We start from the raw sequence: 20,930 nt of genomic DNA, 5'->3' as shown, positions 1-20,930 counted from the left end.
AATGAATAAGCGATTATTGGGAGTAATAGATGCGACAACCGTTCACGAAGATTTGCATGAACTGTCTATCCACAGGTCGGTGGCTGCAATCCCGTTTGGCGGACGGTATCGTCTGATTGATTTTATCCTGTCAAACATGGTGAATTCCGGAATCGAGAGCGTAGCGATTTTTCCCAAATTTCAATACAGATCATTGATGGACCATTTAGGTTCGGGCAGGAACTGGGATTTGAACCGCAAGAGGGATGGACTATTTTTCTTCCCTGCGCCTAATCTTGATAAACATTATACGGGAATCGGTACGCTGGATCATTTTGCCGACAATATTGATTTTTTTGAGCGCAGTACCCAGGAGTATGCTTTGATTGCGAATTCCTATACGGTTTTCAACATGGATTTCCAGCCGCTGCTTGACTGGCATCTGAAGTCTGGCTGTGATATCACCGAGGTACAGAAGGCAGGCAAGTCATTGGGTATTTACCTTGTCAAAAAGACATTATTGAAGGATTTGATCATGACACGCAATGAAACAGGATACTCGAATATGAGGGATGTTGTAACCGACCTCGACAGCCAATTCCATCTGTGCTACTACAATTTTGAAGGCTATGCCTCAATGGTCGATACGATCGAAAAGTATTTCAAGACCAGCATGGATTTGATGAAGCCCGAAGTCTGGAAGGAACTGTTCCCGAAAGAAAGGCCGATCTTAACAAAGGTTAAGGATGAGCCGCCTACTCGTTATGATGTTGACGCATCCGTAAGAAATTCAATGGTTGCAAATGGCGGAATGATTGAAGGGACAGTCGAGAACAGCATCATCGCCCGCGGTGTGAAAATAGGCAAGGGTACCGTCATCCGCAACTGCATCATCATGCAAAAAACACAAATTAAGGAGAATTGTCTATTGGATTCAGTTATTGTCGATAAGGATGCAAGAATTGAAGCAGGAACCGTGATTACAGCGCCAACAGACGCACCGGCTGTTATCCGCAAGGGTTCGGTCCAGGGAGTGGGGAGCAAGTCGTGAAGGTTTTATTTGCTGTATCGGAATGTGTTCCGTTCATCAAGTCAGGCGGACTGGCGGATGTAGCCGGATCACTACCAAAGGAATTGAATAAGCTTGGTGCAGATGTCAGGGTCATTTTACCGAAATACGGACTGATTCCTGAAAAATTCCGCTCCGAAATGAAGAAGGTGAAAGAGTATAATGTGCAGTTAGGCTGGCGCTCACAATATTGCGGCATTGAAACTCTTGAGCATGAAGGTGTTACGTTCTATTTTGTAGACAATGAGTACTATTTCAAGCGCGATAGCCTTTACGGGCATTATGATGATGGTGAACGGTTCGCGTTCTTTAACAGGGCTGTGCTAGATTTTATTGCAGAAATGGAATTTTACCCAGATGTGATTCATTGTCATGACTGGCATACCGGTATGATTCCTTTCCTGCTAAGGACGGAGTACTATAAGCGGCCTGGTTATGGATTGATCCGGTCGGTGTTCACGATTCATAATCTTCAGTTCCAGGGAATCTTCCCTCGTGATGTTCTGGGTGACTTGCTGCACATAGACAGTCAATATTTCAATGAAGAGCAACTCGAATTTTTCGGGAACGCCAACTTCATGAAGGCGGCGCTGATTGCAGCAGACCACATCACTACTGTCAGCCCCACTTACAAGGACGAAATTCAGACCGCGTTTTATGGTGAAAAGCTGGATGGGATCCTGCGGAATAGAAGCGAGGATTTGTCAGGAATCCTTAATGGGATTGACAATGATTTATATGATCCAGAGAATTACCCTGGCCTGGCTGCGAATTTTGGCACAGGGACATTTGAAAGAAGGGTCGAAAACAAGCTTCAGGTCCAGCGTTCCTTCGGGTTGCCTGAAGACGAAGGAGTACCTGTGGCTGCGATGATCACCAGGCTGACGAAACAGAAGGGACTGGATCTGGTAAGGGGAGTCTTCCATGAAATCATGGCGGCCGGATTACAGTTGGTGGTTCTTGGTACAGGAGATCAGGAGTTCGAGCAATTTTTCAGGGATATGTCTGCACGTTATCCTGATCAATATGCTGTGTATATTGGTTTCGATGAGAAGCTTGCTCATCAGGTGTACTCAGGTTCCGATATATTCCTCATGCCATCGAAGTTTGAGCCGTGCGGGCTCAGCCAGATGATTGCAATGCGCTATGGATCTGTACCTGTTGTCAGGGAAACAGGCGGTTTGAAGGATACCGTACAGCCATACAATGAGTTTAACGGGGAAGGCAATGGTTTTAGCTTTGCCAACTTTAATGCCCATGACATGCTCTTTACGATTGAAAGAGCGATCGCGTTGTACCGTCAGGAAGAGAAGTGGGCCAAATTGGCAAAACAGGCGATGGATACAGACTACACCTGGGCGCGCTCAGCAAAACAATACAATGAATTGTATTCCGATCTCATCTCAAGGAGTGAATCCCATGTTTTCTAGTGTTCCCCAATTCAAAACGGCTTTCTTGAAAAAACTCGAGATGATGTTTGGAACCAGCTTTGAAGAAAGCACGAGCCGGGAGCAGTTCCAGACTCTCGGGAATATGATCAGGGAGCACGTCAGTTCAGATTGGATCAAGACAAATGAGCTATACAGGGCAGGGGCCAAGAAGCAGGTCTACTACTTATCGATCGAATTCCTGCTTGGCCGTCTGCTAAGGCACAACCTTATCAATTTAGGAGTTGAAAAAGTAGTCTGCGAAGGGCTCAGGGAGCTCGGCATCGAGCTTGACCAGATGGAAGAAATCGAGGCCGATGCCGGACTTGGCAATGGAGGACTTGGTCGTCTGGCTGCCTGTTTCCTTGATTCGCTCGCATCACTCGACCTGCCAGGCCATGGCTGTGGAATCCGCTATAAGCATGGACTATTCGAACAGAAAATTGTCGATGGCTATCAAGTGGAGCTGCCGGAGCAATGGCTGCGGCACGGCCATGTGTGGGAAGTTCGCAAGGCGGATGATGCGGTTGAAATCCCTTTCTGGGGTGAGGTTGAGAGCCGGATGGAAAAAGGACGCCTGGTATTCAGGCATTTAAACGCTGAAACCATCATGGCTGTTCCTTACGATTTGCCGGTTATCGGGTATCAGACACAGACGGTCAATACGTTAAGGCTGTGGAATGCCGAGCCATCGAGATTCCCGGCGAACGCCGATATTTTTAAATATAAAAAGGATACCGAATCGGTTTCCGAATTTTTGTATCCGGACGATACGCATGATGAGGGGAAGATATTGCGTCTAAAGCAGCAATACTTCCTTGTTTCTGCAAGCTTGAAGGCGATTGTGAGGTCTTTTAAAAAGAAGAATAAGAGTCTGCTAGAATTCCATGAATATGTGAGCATCCATATCAATGACACCCACCCGGCGATTGCCGTTCCTGAGCTGATGAGGATCCTGATGGACGAGGAAGGGCTAGGCTGGGAGGATGCATGGAATATCACGGTCCAGACGCTTTCCTATACGAATCACACAACGCTGGCAGAGGCTCTGGAAAGATGGCCGATCCGGATCTTCCAGCCGCTGCTGCCGCGCATTTTCATGATTGTCGAGGAAATCAATGAGCGCTTCTGCAAACAGGTTTGGGAGCAGTATCCTGGTGATTGGAGCCGTGTCGAAAACATGGCAATCATTGCCCATGGCGAGGTGAGGATGGCGCCGCTCGCCATTGTTGGCAGCCACAGCGTGAATGGAGTAGCGCAGCTTCACACTGAGATCCTGAAAAATCGGGAAATGAATCTGTTCTATCAATTATATCCGGAGCGCTTCAATAACAAGACGAACGGAATCACCCATCGCCGCTGGCTGCTGAAAGCGAATCCAGGTCTGTCCGGATTGATTACTGACGGAATCGGACCGGACTGGGTAGCATCACCGCAGAGGCTGGAGGACCTGATGCGCTTTAAGGACGACTCAGCTTTCCTTGAAAAAATGCACGAAATCAAGCAGGGAAACAAGGAACGGCTTGCCAAGAGGATTTTTGATAAAACAGGAATCCAGGTCGATACCGGCTCCATATTCGATGTCCAGGTAAAAAGGCTTCATGCCTACAAGCGGCAGCTGCTGAATGTCCTTCATATCATGCATCTCTATAATGCTTTGAAAGAGGATTCAGAAGCTCTGCTCTATCCGCGGACGTTCATATTCGGCGCCAAGGCTTCCCCTGGCTACTATTTTGCTAAAAAGGTTATCAAGCTGATTAACAGTGTCGCTGAAAAGGTCAACAATGACCCTGCCACGAATGAAAAGCTGAAGGTGGTTTTCCTTGAGAATTATCGAGTGTCGCTTGCTGAGGAGATTTTTCCTGCAGCGGATATCAGCGAACAAATCTCAACGGCAACCAAGGAAGCATCCGGCACAGGGAACATGAAGTTCATGATGAACGGGGCCATGACGCTTGGCACACTTGACGGCGCCAATGTGGAAATCACCGAGATGGTCGGCAGGGAGAATATCTTCTTGTTTGGGTTGAGCGCCGAGGAAGTCCTGGATTACCAGAATAATGGCGGCTACCATTCGCTCGAATACTATCACCATGATGAGCGGATCCGTGAAGTCGCAGACCAGCTGGTAAATGGATTCTTCCCGGATACAGAAAACCATTTTAACGAAATCTATGATTCTCTCCTTGGTCACAATGATCAGTACTTTGTTTTGAGGGATTTCGCATCCTACGCAGAGGCCCACCAGGAAATCAGCCGGAAGTACCTCGACTGTAACGCCTGGCTGCAGATGAGCCTCGTTAATATCGCGAAATCTGGCTACTTCTCCAGCGACCGGACGATTCAGGAATATGCTGATCAGATCTGGAAGGTGAAATCAGCTTTAAAGGTATAAAAGCTTAAGGCCAAATTGATGATGATTTGGCCTTTTTTTTTGTTGACGGGTTCCATCTAAATAATCAACAGCGCGGTCCCGATTGTAATCAAAATAGCGCCAGATATGGTTGATTTCGTTGGTTTTTCTTTTAAAATGATGAAGCTTAGGATCATCGTCAGCACGACGCTGAACTTGTCAATCGGGTTGACGATGCTTACTTTTCCGATTGCCAGGGCGGCAAAGTAGCACAACCAGGATAACCCCGTGGCGGCTCCGGAGAGGAACAGGAACAGATAGGAGCGTCTTGATATTTTCTTCAGTTCCTTTAAGGTGCCCTGGAAAAGGACAATTCCCCACGCGAAAATGATAATCACGATGGTCCTGATGAAAGTTGCGACATTGGGATCGACATCCTCGATGCCGATTTTAGCCAGGATATTGGTCAGAGCCGCGAAAACCGCAGACATTACCGCGAGAAAAATATAAGAATTCGTATTGAAAACCTTTTTCCTGGAAGTCTTCTTTTTCTTTTTATCCCGCCCGATTAAAACAAAGGTGCCGATGGAAATGACTAGTCCCCCGGCAACGACAGGCATGGTCGCTGGTTCCCTCAGGATAATGAAGGAGAGGAGAATGGTTAAGACAACACTCGCTTTATCAATCGGGACAACCTTCGAGACATCTCCAATCTGGATTGCTTTGAAGAAGCTTAGCCATGAAAGGCCTGTGGTTAAGCCAGAGAGCACAAGAAAGATAAGCGATTTTGTGGAAACGGTCGTGATTTGTTCTGTCTGTCCCGTAATAACGACCATCAGATAAGCCATGATGACAACCACTACAGTCCTCACTGCAGTGGCAAGGTTCGAATCGACCTCCTTGATTCCGATTTTTGCGAGAATGGCGGTAAATGACGCGAAGAGTGCAGCGAGCAAAGCTAAGATGATACTCAAATTTTTTCTCCATTCCTTCCAGAGGCTCATGTTCTTACAGTTAGTTTGGTAAAAGGCCCCTCGAATATTCTTGATTTTAAGTGACTGTCACTTTCATGGGTATTGGGCATATGATATGTTGATTAATTCTGTGAAGGGAATGAGCACCGTGTATTTAAACAATCCCTATTTAAATTATGTTCAACCGACTGCATATAGCCCAAGCTATATGTCGAGAAACAGCCAGAGCCATCAGCAAGTACTTGAAGCCCTGCTTGCTGGGATAAAAGGGGAAGCTTCAGCCATCGATTTTTACAGCCGTCTCGCCGGAACAGCGCCGAATCAGCAGCACAGGAAGGCAATTTTTCAAGCGATGGAGGATAAGCAAGTCCACTTAAAACAATTTACCGATTTGTTTGTTACGCTAACGGGGCAGTATCCGCAATATGAGATTGAACAAGTGAGTTTCGACTCCTATCAGGAAGGCTTGAAAAAAGCTTATGAAGCGGAAGTAGAAGATTATCATGAATATCGAAACAGTTATCTGCTGACTCAATACCTTCCGGTTGGCCATGTCTTCTTCCGTGCGTTTGCAGATGAAATTGAGCATGCTACCAGGTTCAGTTGTTTGCGCCAGCAGGACGAAATTGAATTAAACGATTATGGAAAGCAGCCATTAACCATCAATATTGAGGACGCAACAACCAAAAATGAAACCTTTCGTACTGCCTTATGGACAGGGAACAAACTGCAGGTGACCGTGATGAGCATCGATGTCGGCGATGACATCGGCCTTGAGGTCCATGAAACAGGCGACCAATTCATCAGGGTAGAAGAAGGGGAAGCACTTGTGCAGATGGGGGATACGAAGGATAACCTGGACTTCGAGGCTATGGTCTCCGATGATTTTGCCATCATGATTCCTGAGGGGAAATGGCATAATGTTACCAATACCGGCAATACGAAATTAAAAGTGTATGTGATTTATGCACCGCCAGAGCACCCATTCGGGACTGTGCATGAAACGAAAGCAGATGCGCTGGCAGCCGAAGAGCAGCACCAGGGTTAAAGCAGGATGGTTGGAGAATTTAAGGTTCTCCAATCTTTTTTTTGTATAAAATCGTGCCCGAATGGGCACAAATCGTGATAGTACGTTGAAAAGGGTGTTTTAGTTGAAAAAGGAAAATAAGAATTTATTTATCGCCGGCATAATCCTGGGATTGGGTTTAGTAGGGGCGATTGATGGGATTGTCTTTCATCAGCTCCTGCAGTGGCATCACATGATTCTAAGCCCAAATATCAGGCTTGAAATTTTTACAGATGGTTTATTCACAGCCCTGTTTTCTGCCAAGCTCATCTGGGGAGCAGTCAAAATTTTTCAGGATGCCAGGAAAAATGAGCTGGGTGACAGCTGGAGAATTTTCCTCGGTGGAATTTTTATTGGCGGAGGTTCCTTCAATCTCGTCGAAGGAATTGTCGACCATCATATTCTGCAGGTCCATCGTGTTAAGCCTATGGCTGATAATCCTTTGATGTATGATTTGACTTTTTTAGCGATTGGCCTCCTGCTTGTGATCATTGGGGTAATGATCAAGCGGCTCGAGCCAAATGCTTAAGGGGGTTTTAAGGATGCAAAGACTCAGGAGCTTTTTGATTTTTTTCATCCCGTTTGTCCTGTTTTTTATGTACTTTACAACCAATAATGAACACAATTCCTCCTCTGCCAGCCACATGCAGCATGATGCTGTCGAAATCCCGGATGGATACAATGTTCCTTCCCTGGACATAAACGTAACACAAGACCTTTCGGGCAGCTGGCTTTTAAAAGTAGTAACGACAAATTTTGCCTTTGCGCCTGAAAAAGCCGGAATGGACACCCAAAGCTTTAACGAGGGGCATGCCCACATCTACGTGAATGGCAAAAAGGTCAACAGGCTTTATGGAGAATTCTATAATCTTGATTCCTTGAAAAAAGGGAAGAATGAAATCATCGTCACCCTCAATTCCAACAATCACGGAGCGTTGTATTATCAAGGACTGCCAGTCCAGGAAAGTGTGATTGTGGACAACCCATAAAAAGAAAAACAACCTCAGCCCGATACTGATCGGACTGAGGCTGTTCTTTATTCATCCTTCTTTTTTTGACGGTCCTCAATATAGCTGTCGCCCTCTTTGTACGGGATATCCCCAAGTTGCGACTCAGTACCTGCATCGTCGAGCATATCCTCGTAGCCTTCTTCGGCTTCACTCTGGAACACTTGACGGTCGTCGCCTTCAATGTCGGTTGCGCTGAAGGTTTCATAGTCCTCAGTGAACCCTTTTTCCGTTTCATTATCAATATAGAGCTTATTGTAGTCGTCGTGATCGCCTGTAAAATCGGCAGGTGTTTCTGATGTGCCGAATTCAGCGACGTCCTTGAAGCTGTTCCGGCCATCTGCCATTTCTTCATTTTCGCGGCGGTCAAAGTCTGTGTCATGGGTATATTCCAGCACATCCTCTTCCGCAGGACGGTCTTCTGACCTGGATTGCTCTGGAGAGTGTTCGACACAATACAAAGTATATGGAATCGCTTCAAGGCGCTCAAAAAGGATTTCTTTTCCGCACTCAGCACATTTCCCATAACTTCCTTCTTCAATTGCCTTTAGGGCATCGTCAATCTTGCCTATTTGTTCTTCATGATGCTCGTCCATCGCAAGGTTCTTGGTGCGCTCGAACAGCTCAGTGCCGCTGTCGGCAGGATGGTTATCGTACGAAGACAGCTCGCCTGTCGCTTCACTCTGACTACCATTCAGGTACCCTTCCTGTTCGTTTCCATCTATTTGAGAAAATAACATTTCTTTTTCATCTAAAAGCATTTGCTTCAATCTGTTTTGCTGGTCATTTGTCAGCATATCTACACATCCTTAAGTTTGATTCGTCATACGTGTTAAATACCCGCTCAAGATTTTAAGAAACATAGAAAAAGCTTCCGCCGGAGGCAGAAGCTTCTCAAGTGCTATTAGATTAATCCGATGAAGATTCCAATGGATAGCAGCAAACCGAAGATGGTGTTGGTCTGTGCGGTTGCTGCCATTGCCGGCATCATCTGGATCGGATTTGATTTCCCGATGAAGCCTTTCGTTGCTTTTACCGCTTTTGGAATACTTAATGCAACGATCGCGAGCCATGGTGAAACGACTCCTCCAATAATCAGGCCGATGACCCATGCATAAGACACGATGAACATCCCGGCTAGCAGCCTGATGGCTCCCTGACGGCCAAGAAGGATTGCCAGTGTTTTGCGGCCAAACTCTTTGTCGCCATCAAGATCCCGGATGTTGTTTGCCAGCAGAATTGCCCCTACCAGCAAGAAGCTTGGCAGCGAAACAAGCACACTCATTGTTGTGACAGTACCTGTCTGGATGTAAAACGAAATCAAGATGATCAATACACCCATGAAAAATCCTGCGACAATTTCACCAAAAGGCGTGTAGGCAATCGGCAGGGGACCGCCAGTGTAGAGATAACCGGCCGCAAGGGAAACAACGCCAACAGCGGCGACCCACCAGCTGGTGCTCATGCAAATATATACGCCAAGAAGGACAGAAATTCCATAGAGAGAGAAGGCCAGGTTCAGAACCGTTTTCGGCTTGATGCCATGGCGGACGATCGCGCCTCCGATCCCGACGGAATTTTCATTATCCAGTCCACGTTTAAAATCATAGTATTCATTGAACATATTCGTAGCAGCCTGGATCAGCAGGCTTGCAATCAGCATCGCGAGAAACAATCCCCAGTGTATCCCGCCCGCTTCGACTATCGCCAAAGCAGTACCAAGAAGGACAGGTGCAAAGGCTGCAGTCAGTGTATGCGGCCTTGTAAGCTGCCACCAGACCCGCCAGTTTGCGCCATTAACTGCTGGTGAAGAACTAGGCTGTAGCTGTGGTTGCATATCTAATTCTCTCCCTTTATATCAATATATCAAACCTTAATATCTTATCTAAAAGAACCAAAATTGTCAAAAAGACCTTTCATATCTAGGCTAAATTACCTTACAATTATTAGTGTAGATATTCACATATTCACTGTCAATTACTATTTTGCCGTATGATCAGGTGCAATTTTCCAGCTTGATGCTCATCCAAATGGAGAAATATATAATAAGGATATTACTAGGCTTGAAAAGCCCGGTATGATTGACATCGTGAGGCATGAGGTGTATCTTAAAATAAGTTTAAAAACGTTTGATAACAGATGAGAGGCTGTTATTGGGGGGATATTTTTGGTTGCCATTCAAGAAACGATACTTAGACAGGGAATTCTTGAAGCGATTGAGCGGGCCAAAGGACAATCTCTGTCTATATTGGTCAGCGAGGTCCATAAAATAGATCATATTGATCCTTTTTATTTTTTTGCTTCTGGAAAGGAAAAGTTTTTCGGTGAACGTTTTTTCTGGACAGATCCTGAAGGGGAGATCTTCCTGGCAGGATTGGGTATATGCGGACAAATACAGTCGGATCAGGGTACTGACCGCTTTTTTCATGTTGAAAAAGAGTGGAAGCGCTTCATGGATTCAGCACTTGTATTCAATAAATATAATCAGAACGGAACTGGGCCTACGATGTTTGGCGGCTTTTCGTTTGATCCGCTGAAAAAGAAAACATCATTATGGTCTAAGTATGCAGATGCTTTGTATCACATTCCGAAATATATGCTATCCATCATCAAAGGTGAGGTCTATTTTACGACGAATGTCGTTTGCACCCAGCATGATGATGTGTCGTTGTTCGAAAAAGTATTGAAGGAGCGGGAACAGGTTCTTATTGATGCGGCAGTGAAGCCAGCGCCAGCCAAGCTTGAGCTTGCTGATATTATCGAAGTTGATCCAGGGGCCTGGAAACAAACGGTGAGAGAAACGGTCAAGGATCTTGAACATAACGATGAGCTGAAAAAAGTCGTGCTTGCCAGAGAGCTTCGCTTGCGCTTTAAGAATGAAATTCAGGCAGAAAGCGTGCTTTCAAACCTTCTTCGTGAACAGCAGACGAGCTTTACTTTTGCGTTTGAATCAAATGGTGACTGCTTCATCGGGGCGTCACCTGAAAGATTGGTCAAGAAGGCTGGAGACAGCCTCTTTTCGGCATGCCTGGCAGGTTCGATTGCGAGGGGCACTACACCCGAAGAGGACGAAAGCCTCGGCAATGAGCTTTTAACAGACCAGAAAAACTTGATAGAACATCAGTATGTGGTCGATATGATCAAAGAGGCAATGGAGGAAACCTGTGATGAGGTAATCCTGCCAGATGAGCCGACTTTGATGAAGATGAAATACATCCAGCATTTATATACTCCTGTAGTCGGCAAAAATCGCGAAGGGACGTCCCTGCTTGATTTAGTGAAAAGGCTGCATCCTACTCCTGCACTCGGCGGTTTGCCTAAGCAGGCTGCGATTGAGAAAATCAGGGAAATTGAACAGCTGGACAGAGGATTTTACGCAGCGCCTGTCGGCTGGATGGATTATAAGGGGAATGGTGAATTTGCCGTCGCGATCCGCTCTGGCCTGATCCAGGGAAGTGAAGCGTCGCTGTTTGCCGGTTGCGGCATTGTGGCAGATTCAAATGCCGATAGCGAATATAAAGAGACGAGCATCAAGTTCCGCCCGATGCTTACAGCACTTGGAGGAAAGAAATCATGAGCCACCAGGAAGGTTTAACATCGTATATCGCAGCATTCGTTGCAGAAATGGCCAAAACAGGCGTAAAGGATGTTGTCATCAGTCCTGGTTCAAGGTCGACTCCGATGGCATTGGTAATGGCTGAGCATCCGGATTTGCGCATTCATATCCAGATCGATGAACGGTCTGCATCTTTCTTTGCCCTGGGGATTGCCAAAGCGACTCGCAGGCCAGTTGCACTGCTTTGTACTTCCGGTACAGCAGCCGCTAACTATTACCCTGCAGTCATTGAAGCGAGTATATCAAGAATCCCGCTGATCATCCTGACAGCGGACCGGCCTCATGAGCTACGTGATGTAGGGGCACCACAGGCGATTGACCAGATCCATTTATATGGAAAAAATGTCAAGTGGTTCGTTGAAATGGCACCTCCGGAAAGGACAGAGGATATGATCCGTTACGCCCGCACTGTTTGCGGAAGGGCGGCAGCGACCGCTTCAAGCTATCCACAGGGACCTGTCCATTTGAACTTTCCGTTCAGAGAACCCTTGATTCCAATCATGGATGAAGGAATATTTGAACTCACCGAACGCTCTGGCGGTTATGTGGATATACAGAACGGCCATTTAAGTTTATCGGATGATATGTTCGAAGAGATTGCCCAGGATCTTTCATCATATAAAAAAGGAATCATTGTATGCGGGCAGTTAAACAGCAGCCGTTTCGCCGATGAGGTCATTGCACTGGCTGGAAAATTGAAGTTCCCGATCATCGCTGATCCGCTTTCCCAGCTGCGCAGTGGTGAGCATGATGGACATTTTATCATCGATGCCTATGATGCTTTCCTAAGGAACGAAGATGCCAAAGTAAAATTGAAGCCGGATGTTATCATCCGTTTTGGTGCGATGCCAATTTCCAAGGCATTGACGATCTTCATAAAAGAGAACCGGAATGCTCGCCAGTTTGTCGTTGACAGCGGTGCAGGCTGGCGCGAGCCAACGATGTCTGCTTCCAATATGCTGTATTGTGATGAGGCTGTCTTTTGTCAAAAGGTTGGAAGCTATGCTGACCAAGTGATCGGAACAGAATATCTGGACAGCTGGCTGTCGGTTAACGAGCTCGCGAAGGACCATCTTTCCAGGATTTCCGAAGTTGACGAACTGAGCGAAGGGAAACTATTCCATAAACTGGTAGGGATGCTGCCAGATGGAGCAACCTTATTCGTTGGAAACAGCATGCCAATCAGGGATCTTGATTCATTTTTCCTTTTTAACAAAAAAAATATCAAGGTAATGGCTAACAGGGGAGCAAACGGAATCGATGGAATCGTTTCAACAGCCCTTGGGGTTGCCAGTGTATCGCAGCCTTGCTACCTGGTGCTTGGAGACCTGACGTTTTACCATGATTTGAATGGTCTATTGGCGGCTAAATTGTATAACCTTAATATTCATATTATCGTGATTAACAATAATGGCGGAGGGATCTTCTCATTCCTGCCGCAGGCAAACGAACCAAAGCATTTTGAAAAGCTATTCGGCACTCCTTTGGACCTGGATTTCAGGCATGCTGTCGAAATGTACAATGGGAAATATGACCTCATTAAAGACTGGACACATTTTTCAGCTGTTTTTATGGAAAACAAGAGCGTGGATGGTTTGAAAGTAATGGAAATCCAGACAAAACGGGACGAAAATCTTAAGGAACATCGAGATTTGTGGAAATCTGTTTCCCGGGAAATAACGACAATGCTAAAAGGTGACACAAAATGAAAACGATGATCAACGGTGTCCGATACAATGTCGAGCAGTGCGGTGACGGTTTTCCCCTTGTGCTGCTTCATGGTTTTACAGGAGCGGCTTCTACTTGGAAGCCGTTTTGTCCTATATGGAGTGAGCATTCAAAACTTCTTATGGTCGATTTGATCGGACATGGTGAGACCGATTCTCCACAGGATGCAGAACGATACAACATTTTGCAGACAGCTCATGATTTGAAGAACCTTTTGGACGAGTCAGGAATTGAAAAAACAGACATGCTTGGTTATTCGATGGGCGGACGAGCGGCAATCACATTCGCCAGCTTATACCCGGATAGAATCAGAAAGATGGTATTGGAAAGTACTACTCCAGGGCTTGAGAATCAAGCTGACAGGGAAGCACGGATCATTCAGGATGAAAAGCTGGCTGCTAGAATTGAAACAGATGGGTTGACAGATTTCATCAATTTCTGGGAATCAATCCCGCTTTTTCGTTCCCAGCTGAATCTTTCTGAAGAAGTACGGGAACAAATAAGGAGTCAAAGGCTGAGCAATGATTCTGTTGGACTGACAAACAGTCTGCGGGGAATGGGGACAGGGGCACAGCCTTCCTGGTGGGAACAGCTGGAGAACTTTGAATTCGAGACTCTTCTGATTACAGGTGAGCTTGATGAAAAGTTCTGTAAAATAGCCACAGACATGGCGGCCAGACTCCCAAAACCGACACATTTGACGATAAATGGCTGCGGGCATGCAATTCATGTGGAAGAACGTGAAAAATTTGGTACAATAGTAAGTGAGTTTTTGTCGAATACATACTAGGAGGTTATCTTGATGACAGTTGAATGGGTTTCAGAACGCAAGTATGAAGATATTCTGTATGAAACATATAATGGCATTGCCAGAATCACCATCAACCGCCCGGAAGTGCGCAACGCTTTCCGTCCAAAAACGGTTATGGAAATGATCGATGCATTTGCGTACGCACGCGATGATTCCAATGTTGGAGTAATCGTCCTGACAGGTGCTGGCGATGATGCATTCTGCTCCGGCGGCGACCAAAAGGTACGCGGCCATGGAGGTTATGTGGGTGAAGACGAGATTCCTCGTTTGAACGTTCTTGACCTGCAGCGTTTAATCCGCGTTATTCCTAAGCCAGTAATCGCTCAGGTTAAAGGATACGCAATCGGTGGCGGACATGTGCTTCATGTCGTATGTGACCTGACAATCGCAGCTGATAATGCGATCTTCGGCCAGACAGGCCCTAAAGTGGGCAGCTTTGATGCTGGTTACGGTTCAGGCTACCTGGCAAGAATCGTCGGCCACAAAAAAGCCCGTGAAATCTGGTACCTGTGCCGCCAGTACAATGCACAGGAAGCTTTGGACATGGGGCTTGTCAACACAGTTGTGCCTCTTGACCAGGTTGAAGAAGAAACACTGAAATGGTGTGAAGAAATCCTTGAAAAGAGCCCAACAGCACTTCGCTTCCTGAAGGCTGCTATGAACGCTGATACAGATGGCCTTGCAGGCCTTCAACAGTTAGCAGGGGATGCAACATTGCTTTATTACACAACGGATGAAGCGAAAGAAGGCCGCGATTCCTTCAAGGAAAAGCGCAAGCCAGACTTCGGCCAATTCCCAAGATTCCCTTGATTTAAGCGTGTTTCGTCATATGTGGCCATCACAAACAAAAGTTTGCGATCGTGCCATGCAAAAAAACAGTTCTTTCAAACAGCTTGATGGTCCTCCATCAGGCTGTTTTCTTATAAGGAAAAGAGGTGGCGAATATGGGAGAGATGATGCCGAATTGGCTGAAAAAGAGGGCAGATTTGTCTCCGGATCGTGAAGCACTGATATTTGAAGGGCATACATACACATTTAAAGAGGTTTTCGATAAAGCAGAGGAAGTAGCGGGAAAGCTGGAAACTGTGGGTCTTAAAGAGGGCTCAACGGCTGCAGTGCTGTTATCGAATCAGGCAGAATCTGTTTTCATTTTATACGGATTACAAATGGCAGGGATCAAGGCTGTCATTCTGAACAACCGACTCACTGCTGAGGAGCTGTCATGGCAGCTGAAAGATTGTGGTGCTCAGGTGTTAGTGTATGAGGCTCGCTTCACTGATAAAGTGGGTTCAATTGACTCTGGATGCAAAATCATCAGTACGGACGAATTTGGCCACCTTGAAGGCAGTGTTCCTGTGATCCTCGGAGAATACGATCTGGATGATGTCACGACAATCATGTACACATCAGGAACGACCGGCAATCCAAAGGGCGTCCTTCAAACTTATGGCAACCACTGGTGGAGTGCTGCGGCTTCTGCCCTTAATCTCGGTTTGCATGACAAAGATAAGTGGCTCTGCACAGTACCCATTTTCCATATCAGCGGCTATTCGATCTTAATGAGAAGCCAAATCTATGGAATGCCAGTGGTCCTCCATTCTGGTTTCGATGAAAAACAGGTCATTGAAGATATTCGGAACCATCAAGTGACGGTTATGTCCGTTGTAAGCACGATGCTCAGGAGGATCGTGTCTGAACTCCGGGATGTAAAACTGCCTGCCTCTTTCAGGTGCATGCTTCTTGGCGGCGGGCCTGCACCCTTGCCCTTGCTGGAAGCTTGTCTTGAAAAAGATATTCCTGTGTTCCAGACCTATGGCATGACGGAGACATCCTCACAGTTTGCGACGCTATCACCAGAATATAGCATCGAGCGTCTCGGGTCAGCGGGTAAAGCATTATTTCCTAATCAGATCAGGATCGCAGATGCAGACGGAATGGATGTCCAGCCAGGGGGCGAGGGAGAAATCCTTGTAAAAGGACCCAATGTAACGATTGGCTATTTGAACAGGGCCGATGAAACCGCCGGCAAGATCAGGGAAGGATGGCTTCATACCGGAGATATCGGCTATCTGGATCAGGATGGCTTTCTCTATGTTCTTGACCGCCGTTCAGATCTAATTATTTCAGGCGGAGAGAACATTTATCCTGCAGAAATTGAAGGAGTATTGCTCTCACATCCAGGGGTTGCAGACGCAGGTGTCATCGGCATGTCTGATGAGCAATGGGGCCAGGTGCCAGTGGCTTTTATTGTAAAGAACGACCAAGGTGTATCAGAAGAACAGCTATTGCAACTCTGCGAGGAAAAACTAGCGAAATACAAGCTGCCGAAAAAGATATTCTTTGTTGAATCTCTGCCAAGGAACGCGGCAAAGAAACTCTTGCGGCGCAGGCTGCGGGAAAGGCTGGAAGCGGAGCGTAACAGCAATGAACATTAAATCTGTCACCTTATCGATTATTAAAATGCCACTAAAGCATTCGTTTACGACTCACTTAGGAACCGTAACTGAGAGGGAAGCCATCATTCTTGAAGTGAAGGACAGCAACGGAATTTCCGGCTTTGGCGAAGGGGTTGCGTTTTCCTCCCCCTGGTATACGGAGGAGACCGTCCAGACCTCCTATCATGTGCTGAAGGAGTTCCTGATACCGCTGTTGAAACAGAAAGGACTTGCCCATCCAGAAGCGGCCCACGTTTTATTTGGTTCAGTCCGAAGAAACCATATGGCAAAAGCGGCGCTTGAGACGGCGTTGTGGGATTTGCAGGCAAAAAACGAAGGGGTTCCATTATCGAGTCTGATTGGCGGGAACAAGGAAGTGATTCCTGCCGGTGTAGTCGTTGGTAATCCTGATGTCCCTGCAGCGCTGCAACAAATCGAGAAGTATCTGGAACAAGGCTTCAAACGGGTCAAGGTGAAAATTAGTCCAAAAGACGATTACCGCTATATTTCTGAAATTCGCAGGCATTTCCCGGATTTGCCGCTCATGGCTGACGCCAATTCAGCCTACTCTCTGGAAGACCTGGCCCGTCTCCAGGCGCTGGATGAATTTGGCCTGTTGATGATCGAGCAGCCACTGGGTTTTGATGACATCATTGACCATGCAAAGCTCCAGGGGAAAATCAAGACACCGATTTGTCTTGATGAAAGCATCGTGACTTTTGAGGACGCCAGGAAAGCAATCGAGTTGGGCAGCTGCGGGGTCATCAATATTAAAATCGGCAGGGTCGGCGGACTTGGGGAAGCAAAGCGGATTCATGATTATTGTCTCTCGAAAGGAATTCCTGTCTGGGCAGGCGGCATGATTGAATTCGGTGTATCCAGAGCCCATAACATCGCACTCGCCTCAATGCCTGGCTTTACGATTCCAGGAGACATATCCGGTTCGGATCGCTATTGGGAAGAGGACATCATAGAGCCCGAGATTTTTGTGAAAAACGGGATGGTAAAAGTACCTGAACGACCAGGCATCGGCTTTGAGTTGAACAGGAAGCGGATGAAGGAAGTTACTGTTTTTGAAGAGCGTTTCGTATTTTAGATTGTGTAGGAGCACTGCTTAGGCAGTGCTTTATTTTTTTGCTGGAAAAAATCAAGGAGATTCTCCAGTTCGCTATAAAAAGTTGATTTTCGCTATAATAATTTAGTTTTAGCTATAAAAACGAAAAAATCGCTATAAAAGAATTTCTAGCCATGAAAAAGAAGACCTCGCTATAAAAATGACCTTGTAGTTGAGAGTATTGGATCATAATATCCACTATTTTGGTTTAGAACCTTAGTGAAAGAGTCCTGTTTTACAATAGTGTGATTTGCATCACTTAGTCCACCTGTTTTATTTATTATAATCACTATGGGAATGGGGCAAACGCCTCGCAGAAATGATTATATAAGACATAGGGGAGTGTTTGAAATGCTAGATCAAAAAACGATTGGAATCATCAAATCCACAGTACCGGTTCTTGAAGTACACGGTGAACAAATTACAACAGTGTTCTACAAAACCATGTTTGAAAACCACCCAGAACTTTTAAATATCTTCAATCATGCGAATCAGAAGCAGGGCAGACAGCAAAAAGCCCTTGCAGGTACTGTTTATGCTGCAGCAAAATACATCGATAATCTTGAGGCGATTCTGCCTGTTGTTAAGCAAATTGCTCATAAGCACCGCAGCCTTGGCATCTTGCCAGAGCATTATCCGATTGTAGGCAAACACCTTTTGATTGCAATCAAGGAAGTTCTCGGTGAGGCGGCTACAGATGAAATCATCAATGCCTGGGCTGAAGCTTATGGTGTCATTGCGGATGTCTTCATCTCTGTAGAAGCCGAAATGTACGATGAAGCTGCGAACCAAAAAGGCGGCTGGGATGGATTCCGTCCGTTCATCGTTTCCGAAAAAGTGGTGGAAAGTGAAGTCATCACTTCTTTTTACCTGAAGCCTGTGGATGGCAAGGCGATTGCTGATTTCAAGCCAGGCCAATACATCAGCATCAAGCTTGAGATCGAAGGGGAAGAATTCACGCATATCCGCCAGTACAGCTTGTCAGACGCTCCTGGAAAAGGTTACTACCGAATCAGCGTCAAAAAGGAAGCGGGTATGGAAACGCCGGACGGCAAGGTGTCGAACTACCTTCACCACAGTGTAGAAGAAGGCGAAGTTCTGCAAATCAGTGCACCAGCAGGTGACTTCTTCCTTGATACGAAGAAGAATTCTCCAGTCGTCCTGCTTAGCGGCGGGGTTGGCCTGACTCCAATGGTCAGCATGCTCAACACCGTGGCAGAGCTTCAGCCGGAAAAAGATGTAACATTCATCCATGCTGCAGCAAACGGCAAAGTCCATGCACTTCGCGATGAAGTAGCAGCAACAGCGGCAAAAGCAAAAGTCAACACTGTCGTATTCTACGATCAGCCAACAGAAGAAGACCGACAGACTAATAACTTCGATGTAGAAGGCTATGTAACGAAAGAGTGGCTGCAGGAAAACGTAAATCTTGAACAAGCAGACTTCTACTTCTGCGGACCAGTGCCATTCATGAAAGCAATCAACGGCGCGCTAAAAGAGCTTGGAGTTACAGAAGACAGAATTCACTTTGAATTCTTTGGACCTATGGCAAGTCTTGAGGCCTGAGAAAATAAGAAGCTTTCATCCGGTTTTAAGTGTTATAAATAGTAATTAATTAACAGTAAAATGGCGTGCGAAATTTGCACGTCATTTTTTATGTAGCCAGCCATTCCTTTAATATAAATTTTAACGATAGTTTAAAACGGTAAAATTGTCCTATGTTAAATTTTTAGAATATTTATATAATTAACAATATATCGAAAGTATTAATAGTTTTATTGAGGGGGAGTTTTTTTTTGAAAAAGAAGATAGTTTTAAGAGCAACTTTAGCTAGTTCCATCGCATTTTCTGTCTTTGTACCAGCTGCTCTAGCGCATGATGCATTGGATTTGGAAGGTGGACAAAAAGGATATCGTGAAGTACTTTCCCAGGAAGAATTGGAAAGTTTGCAGTTAGGCTACAGGATTTCGGGAGATAAAAATGTGAAAAATCTTACTGAGGCTGCTTCAGTACAAATAAAAGCAGGTATGGATGGCAGACAGAAAAATATGGCGGATGTCTATGCTCATAAAGGTTTTGCATATACGGGAACCCATACGGCTGGAGGCGGAACTGGAGGAGTTCGTGTATTTGATTTGAAAGATCCTTCTAATCCTAAGGAAGTAGCCGTTTTTGCAACTGAGATCCCTAACACATGGCAGGAAAAAGTTATTGTTAAAACGGTTAATACGCCACACTTTAAAGGAGATTTGGCCGTTGTAAGTGTACAGCAATTAAGTAGAAATAATGCTAATTTCCCTGATAGCTTTGGTGGAGTGTTGCTCTATGATGTATCAGATCCTTATAATCCTAAAAAATTAGGGTTCTATAAATTTTCTGATAGAAGAATTACTGGAACTCATGAATTATATTTAGTCCAGCAAGGCAATCGAGTATTACTTTTAAATTCAAGCCCATATGCGGATTACTATACGGGCGGTAAAGAGAAGGATTTCCAAATCATTGATGTCTCGAACCCTGCCGAACCTCAAAAACTATGGGACTTTGATCCAAGGATCCTTCCTGAAGTACCAGCCAATTTTAATGGATACCATTGGAACGCGCCTGACGGAAAGCAAAGACCAGTCTTTAACCATAGCGTTATAACGGATAATAATGGACAATATGCCTATGTTTCAATGTGGGATTTAGGGACTGTTATTTTTGATATCAGAGACCCGGAAAATCCAGTCTTCGTTGGCAGAACAGAATATTCAGTAAACCAAAAGGGTTCTGCTCACTCTGCAGCGCTGGCGAAGGGGGGAAATATCTTAATTGAAACGCGTGAAGTCTCAAATCCTGTAGGTACCGGTTATGAGAGTGCATATGGTTATACTCGTATCTTTGATATTTCAGATAAGTCAAACCCGAAGTTGTTAAGTAATTTTGTTACTGACTTAACACTTGATATTCCTCCAACTTCAGCTGGAAGAACTACATTTGCAAAAACGGTTCATGACCCTAAAGTTCAAGGTAACACTTTGTACCTCTCTTATTACTCTGGCGGCGTGCTGTCCGTGGATATTACAGATCCTAGTAACCCTGTAGAAATTGGCCGCTACACTCCGGAGAAGTCAGATGTTTGGGGTGTATTCATAGACCGTAACTATGTACTCGCTTCCGACATGGGACAAGGCTTAAAAGTTCTTCTGAAGAACAATAATGGAGGAGAAAGTTCAGCGAACTATGCAAAAAAATAATATGAGGATCCATTGATGTTTTGCTGGAAGTTTTGCTTTGAAAAATTTAATGTTAATATTTAAAATGAAGTTGAGGTCCTAAATTAGCAGGTATTCCTTTTGGCTGCAGACA

General features: G+C 45.6%; 17 protein-coding genes. 14 read left to right on the top strand and 3 right to left on the bottom strand.

All coding sequences use genetic code 11. From position 1 onward, the window contains the following. Position 1: 1 nt before the first annotated feature. From EJA10_RS08885 to EJA10_RS08875, 3 genes are read left to right on the top strand one after another with little or no spacing between them, the layout of a single operon-like run. On the top strand, positions 2-1,030 hold the full coding sequence (locus EJA10_RS08885; protein ID WP_125479646.1) for a GlgC family sugar phosphate nucleotidyltransferase: 1,029 nt from the start codon (positions 2-4) through the stop codon (positions 1,028-1,030). Continuing rightward, positions 1,027-2,478, top strand: a complete 1,452-nt coding sequence (glgA, locus tag EJA10_RS08880; RefSeq protein WP_125479645.1) for a glycogen synthase GlgA — start codon at positions 1,027-1,029, stop codon at positions 2,476-2,478. The genes EJA10_RS08885 and glgA overlap by 4 nt, the downstream gene beginning before the upstream one ends. After that, positions 2,468-4,870, top strand: coding sequence for a glycogen/starch/alpha-glucan phosphorylase (locus EJA10_RS08875; protein ID WP_125479644.1), 2,403 nt, complete (start codon positions 2,468-2,470; stop codon positions 4,868-4,870). The genes glgA and EJA10_RS08875 overlap by 11 nt, the downstream gene beginning before the upstream one ends. 56 nt (positions 4,871-4,926) lie before the next feature. Here the strand turns inward: EJA10_RS08875 and EJA10_RS08870 are convergent, their stop codons facing one another. Continuing rightward, positions 4,927-5,802 carry an EamA family transporter gene (locus EJA10_RS08870; protein WP_125479643.1) on the bottom strand — a complete coding sequence of 292 codons (876 nt, stop codon included), beginning with the start codon at positions 5,800-5,802 and terminating at the stop codon, positions 4,927-4,929. Positions 5,803-5,917: 115 nt separating this feature from the next. Here EJA10_RS08870 and EJA10_RS08865 point away from each other — a divergent pair, with 115 nt between their 5' ends. The 3 genes from EJA10_RS08865 (at position 5,918) to EJA10_RS08855 (ending at position 7,857) form a co-directional block, all read left to right on the top strand. Continuing rightward, on the top strand, positions 5,918-6,850 hold the full coding sequence (locus EJA10_RS08865; RefSeq protein ID WP_246017727.1) for a cupin domain-containing protein: 933 nt from the start codon (positions 5,918-5,920) through the stop codon (positions 6,848-6,850). A gap of 103 nt (positions 6,851-6,953) precedes the next feature. Beyond that, entirely contained in the window at positions 6,954-7,397 is a 444-nt protein-coding gene (locus EJA10_RS08860; RefSeq protein WP_125479642.1) for a DUF2243 domain-containing protein, read from the top strand. 13 nt (positions 7,398-7,410) lie between these two features. Further along, positions 7,411-7,857, top strand: coding sequence for a hypothetical protein (locus EJA10_RS08855; protein WP_125479641.1), 447 nt, complete (start codon positions 7,411-7,413; stop codon positions 7,855-7,857). A 47-nt stretch (positions 7,858-7,904) separates the two neighbouring features. Here EJA10_RS08855 and EJA10_RS08850 read toward each other — a convergent pair whose 3' ends face one another. Together EJA10_RS08850 and EJA10_RS08845 are read right to left on the bottom strand one after the other, a co-directional pair. Next, positions 7,905-8,672, bottom strand: coding sequence for a TraR/DksA C4-type zinc finger protein (locus EJA10_RS08850; RefSeq protein ID WP_125479640.1), 768 nt, complete (start codon positions 8,670-8,672; stop codon positions 7,905-7,907). Between the two features lie 107 nt (positions 8,673-8,779). Beyond that, on the bottom strand, positions 8,780-9,712 hold the full coding sequence (locus tag EJA10_RS08845) for a 1,4-dihydroxy-2-naphthoate polyprenyltransferase (RefSeq protein WP_125479639.1): 933 nt from the start codon (positions 9,710-9,712) through the stop codon (positions 8,780-8,782). A gap of 330 nt (positions 9,713-10,042) precedes the next feature. Here EJA10_RS08845 and EJA10_RS08840 point away from each other — a divergent pair, with 330 nt between their 5' ends. The 8 genes from EJA10_RS08840 (at position 10,043) to EJA10_RS08805 (ending at position 20,818) form a co-directional block, all read left to right on the top strand. After that, the gene (locus EJA10_RS08840; protein ID WP_125479638.1) at positions 10,043-11,452 is read left to right on the top strand and encodes an isochorismate synthase; all 1,410 of its coding nucleotides are present in this window, start codon (positions 10,043-10,045) and stop codon (positions 11,450-11,452) included. Then, on the top strand, positions 11,449-13,200 hold the full coding sequence (gene menD, locus EJA10_RS08835) for a 2-succinyl-5-enolpyruvyl-6-hydroxy-3-cyclohexene-1-carboxylic-acid synthase (protein ID WP_125479637.1): 1,752 nt from the start codon (positions 11,449-11,451) through the stop codon (positions 13,198-13,200). Before EJA10_RS08840 ends, menD begins: the two co-directional genes overlap by 4 nt. Further along, a complete protein-coding gene (gene menH, locus EJA10_RS08830; RefSeq protein WP_125479636.1) occupies positions 13,197-14,009 on the top strand; it encodes a 2-succinyl-6-hydroxy-2,4-cyclohexadiene-1-carboxylate synthase in 813 nt (270 codons plus the stop codon). The genes menD and menH overlap by 4 nt, the downstream gene beginning before the upstream one ends. A gap of 12 nt (positions 14,010-14,021) precedes the next feature. Next, on the top strand, positions 14,022-14,840 hold the full coding sequence (gene menB / locus EJA10_RS08825) for a 1,4-dihydroxy-2-naphthoyl-CoA synthase (protein WP_125479635.1): 819 nt from the start codon (positions 14,022-14,024) through the stop codon (positions 14,838-14,840). A gap of 143 nt (positions 14,841-14,983) precedes the next feature. After that, complete coding sequence (locus tag EJA10_RS08820) at positions 14,984-16,465, top strand: o-succinylbenzoate--CoA ligase (protein WP_125479670.1); 1,482 nt, start codon at positions 14,984-14,986, stop codon at positions 16,463-16,465. After that, positions 16,455-17,561, top strand: a complete 1,107-nt coding sequence (gene menC, locus EJA10_RS08815) for an o-succinylbenzoate synthase (RefSeq protein ID WP_125479634.1) — start codon at positions 16,455-16,457, stop codon at positions 17,559-17,561. Before EJA10_RS08820 ends, menC begins: the two co-directional genes overlap by 11 nt. Before the next feature lie 369 nt (positions 17,562-17,930). Continuing rightward, positions 17,931-19,145 carry an NO-inducible flavohemoprotein gene (gene hmpA / locus EJA10_RS08810; protein WP_125479633.1) on the top strand — a complete coding sequence of 405 codons (1,215 nt, stop codon included), beginning with the start codon at positions 17,931-17,933 and terminating at the stop codon, positions 19,143-19,145. Between the two features lie 230 nt (positions 19,146-19,375). Next, the gene (locus tag EJA10_RS08805; RefSeq protein ID WP_125479632.1) at positions 19,376-20,818 is read left to right on the top strand and encodes an LVIVD repeat-containing protein; all 1,443 of its coding nucleotides are present in this window, start codon (positions 19,376-19,378) and stop codon (positions 20,816-20,818) included. Positions 20,819-20,930 lie beyond the last annotated feature (112 nt).

Source organism: Mesobacillus subterraneus, from assembly GCF_003937825.1.
Classification (GTDB): Bacteria; Bacillota; Bacilli; order Bacillales; family Cytobacillaceae; genus Mesobacillus; species Mesobacillus subterraneus.
This window is presented reverse-complemented; position numbering and strand designations above follow the sequence as displayed.

What these genes read in the sequence shown, in the direction of transcription:
- EJA10_RS08885 (WP_125479646.1), top strand. Translation starts at nt 2, where the DNA reads ATGAATAAGCGATTATTGGGAGTAATAGATGCGACAACCGTTCACGAA.
- EJA10_RS08875 (WP_125479644.1), top strand. Translation starts at nt 2,468, where the DNA reads ATGTTTTCTAGTGTTCCCCAATTCAAAACGGCTTTCTTGAAAAAACTC.
- EJA10_RS08865 (WP_246017727.1), top strand. Translation starts at nt 5,918, where the DNA reads ATGTTGATTAATTCTGTGAAGGGAATGAGCACCGTGTATTTAAACAAT.
- EJA10_RS08855 (WP_125479641.1), top strand. Translation starts at nt 7,411, where the DNA reads ATGCAAAGACTCAGGAGCTTTTTGATTTTTTTCATCCCGTTTGTCCTG.
- EJA10_RS08850 (WP_125479640.1), bottom strand. Translation starts at nt 8,672, where the DNA reads ATGCTGACAAATGACCAGCAAAACAGATTGAAGCAAATGCTTTTAGAT.
- EJA10_RS08845 (WP_125479639.1), bottom strand. Translation starts at nt 9,712, where the DNA reads ATGCAACCACAGCTACAGCCTAGTTCTTCACCAGCAGTTAATGGCGCA.
- menD (WP_125479637.1), top strand. Translation starts at nt 11,449, where the DNA reads ATGAGCCACCAGGAAGGTTTAACATCGTATATCGCAGCATTCGTTGCA.
- menH (WP_125479636.1), top strand. Translation starts at nt 13,197, where the DNA reads ATGAAAACGATGATCAACGGTGTCCGATACAATGTCGAGCAGTGCGGT.
- menB (WP_125479635.1), top strand. Translation starts at nt 14,022, where the DNA reads ATGACAGTTGAATGGGTTTCAGAACGCAAGTATGAAGATATTCTGTAT.
- EJA10_RS08820 (WP_125479670.1), top strand. Translation starts at nt 14,984, where the DNA reads ATGATGCCGAATTGGCTGAAAAAGAGGGCAGATTTGTCTCCGGATCGT.
- menC (WP_125479634.1), top strand. Translation starts at nt 16,455, where the DNA reads ATGAACATTAAATCTGTCACCTTATCGATTATTAAAATGCCACTAAAG.
- hmpA (WP_125479633.1), top strand. Translation starts at nt 17,931, where the DNA reads ATGCTAGATCAAAAAACGATTGGAATCATCAAATCCACAGTACCGGTT.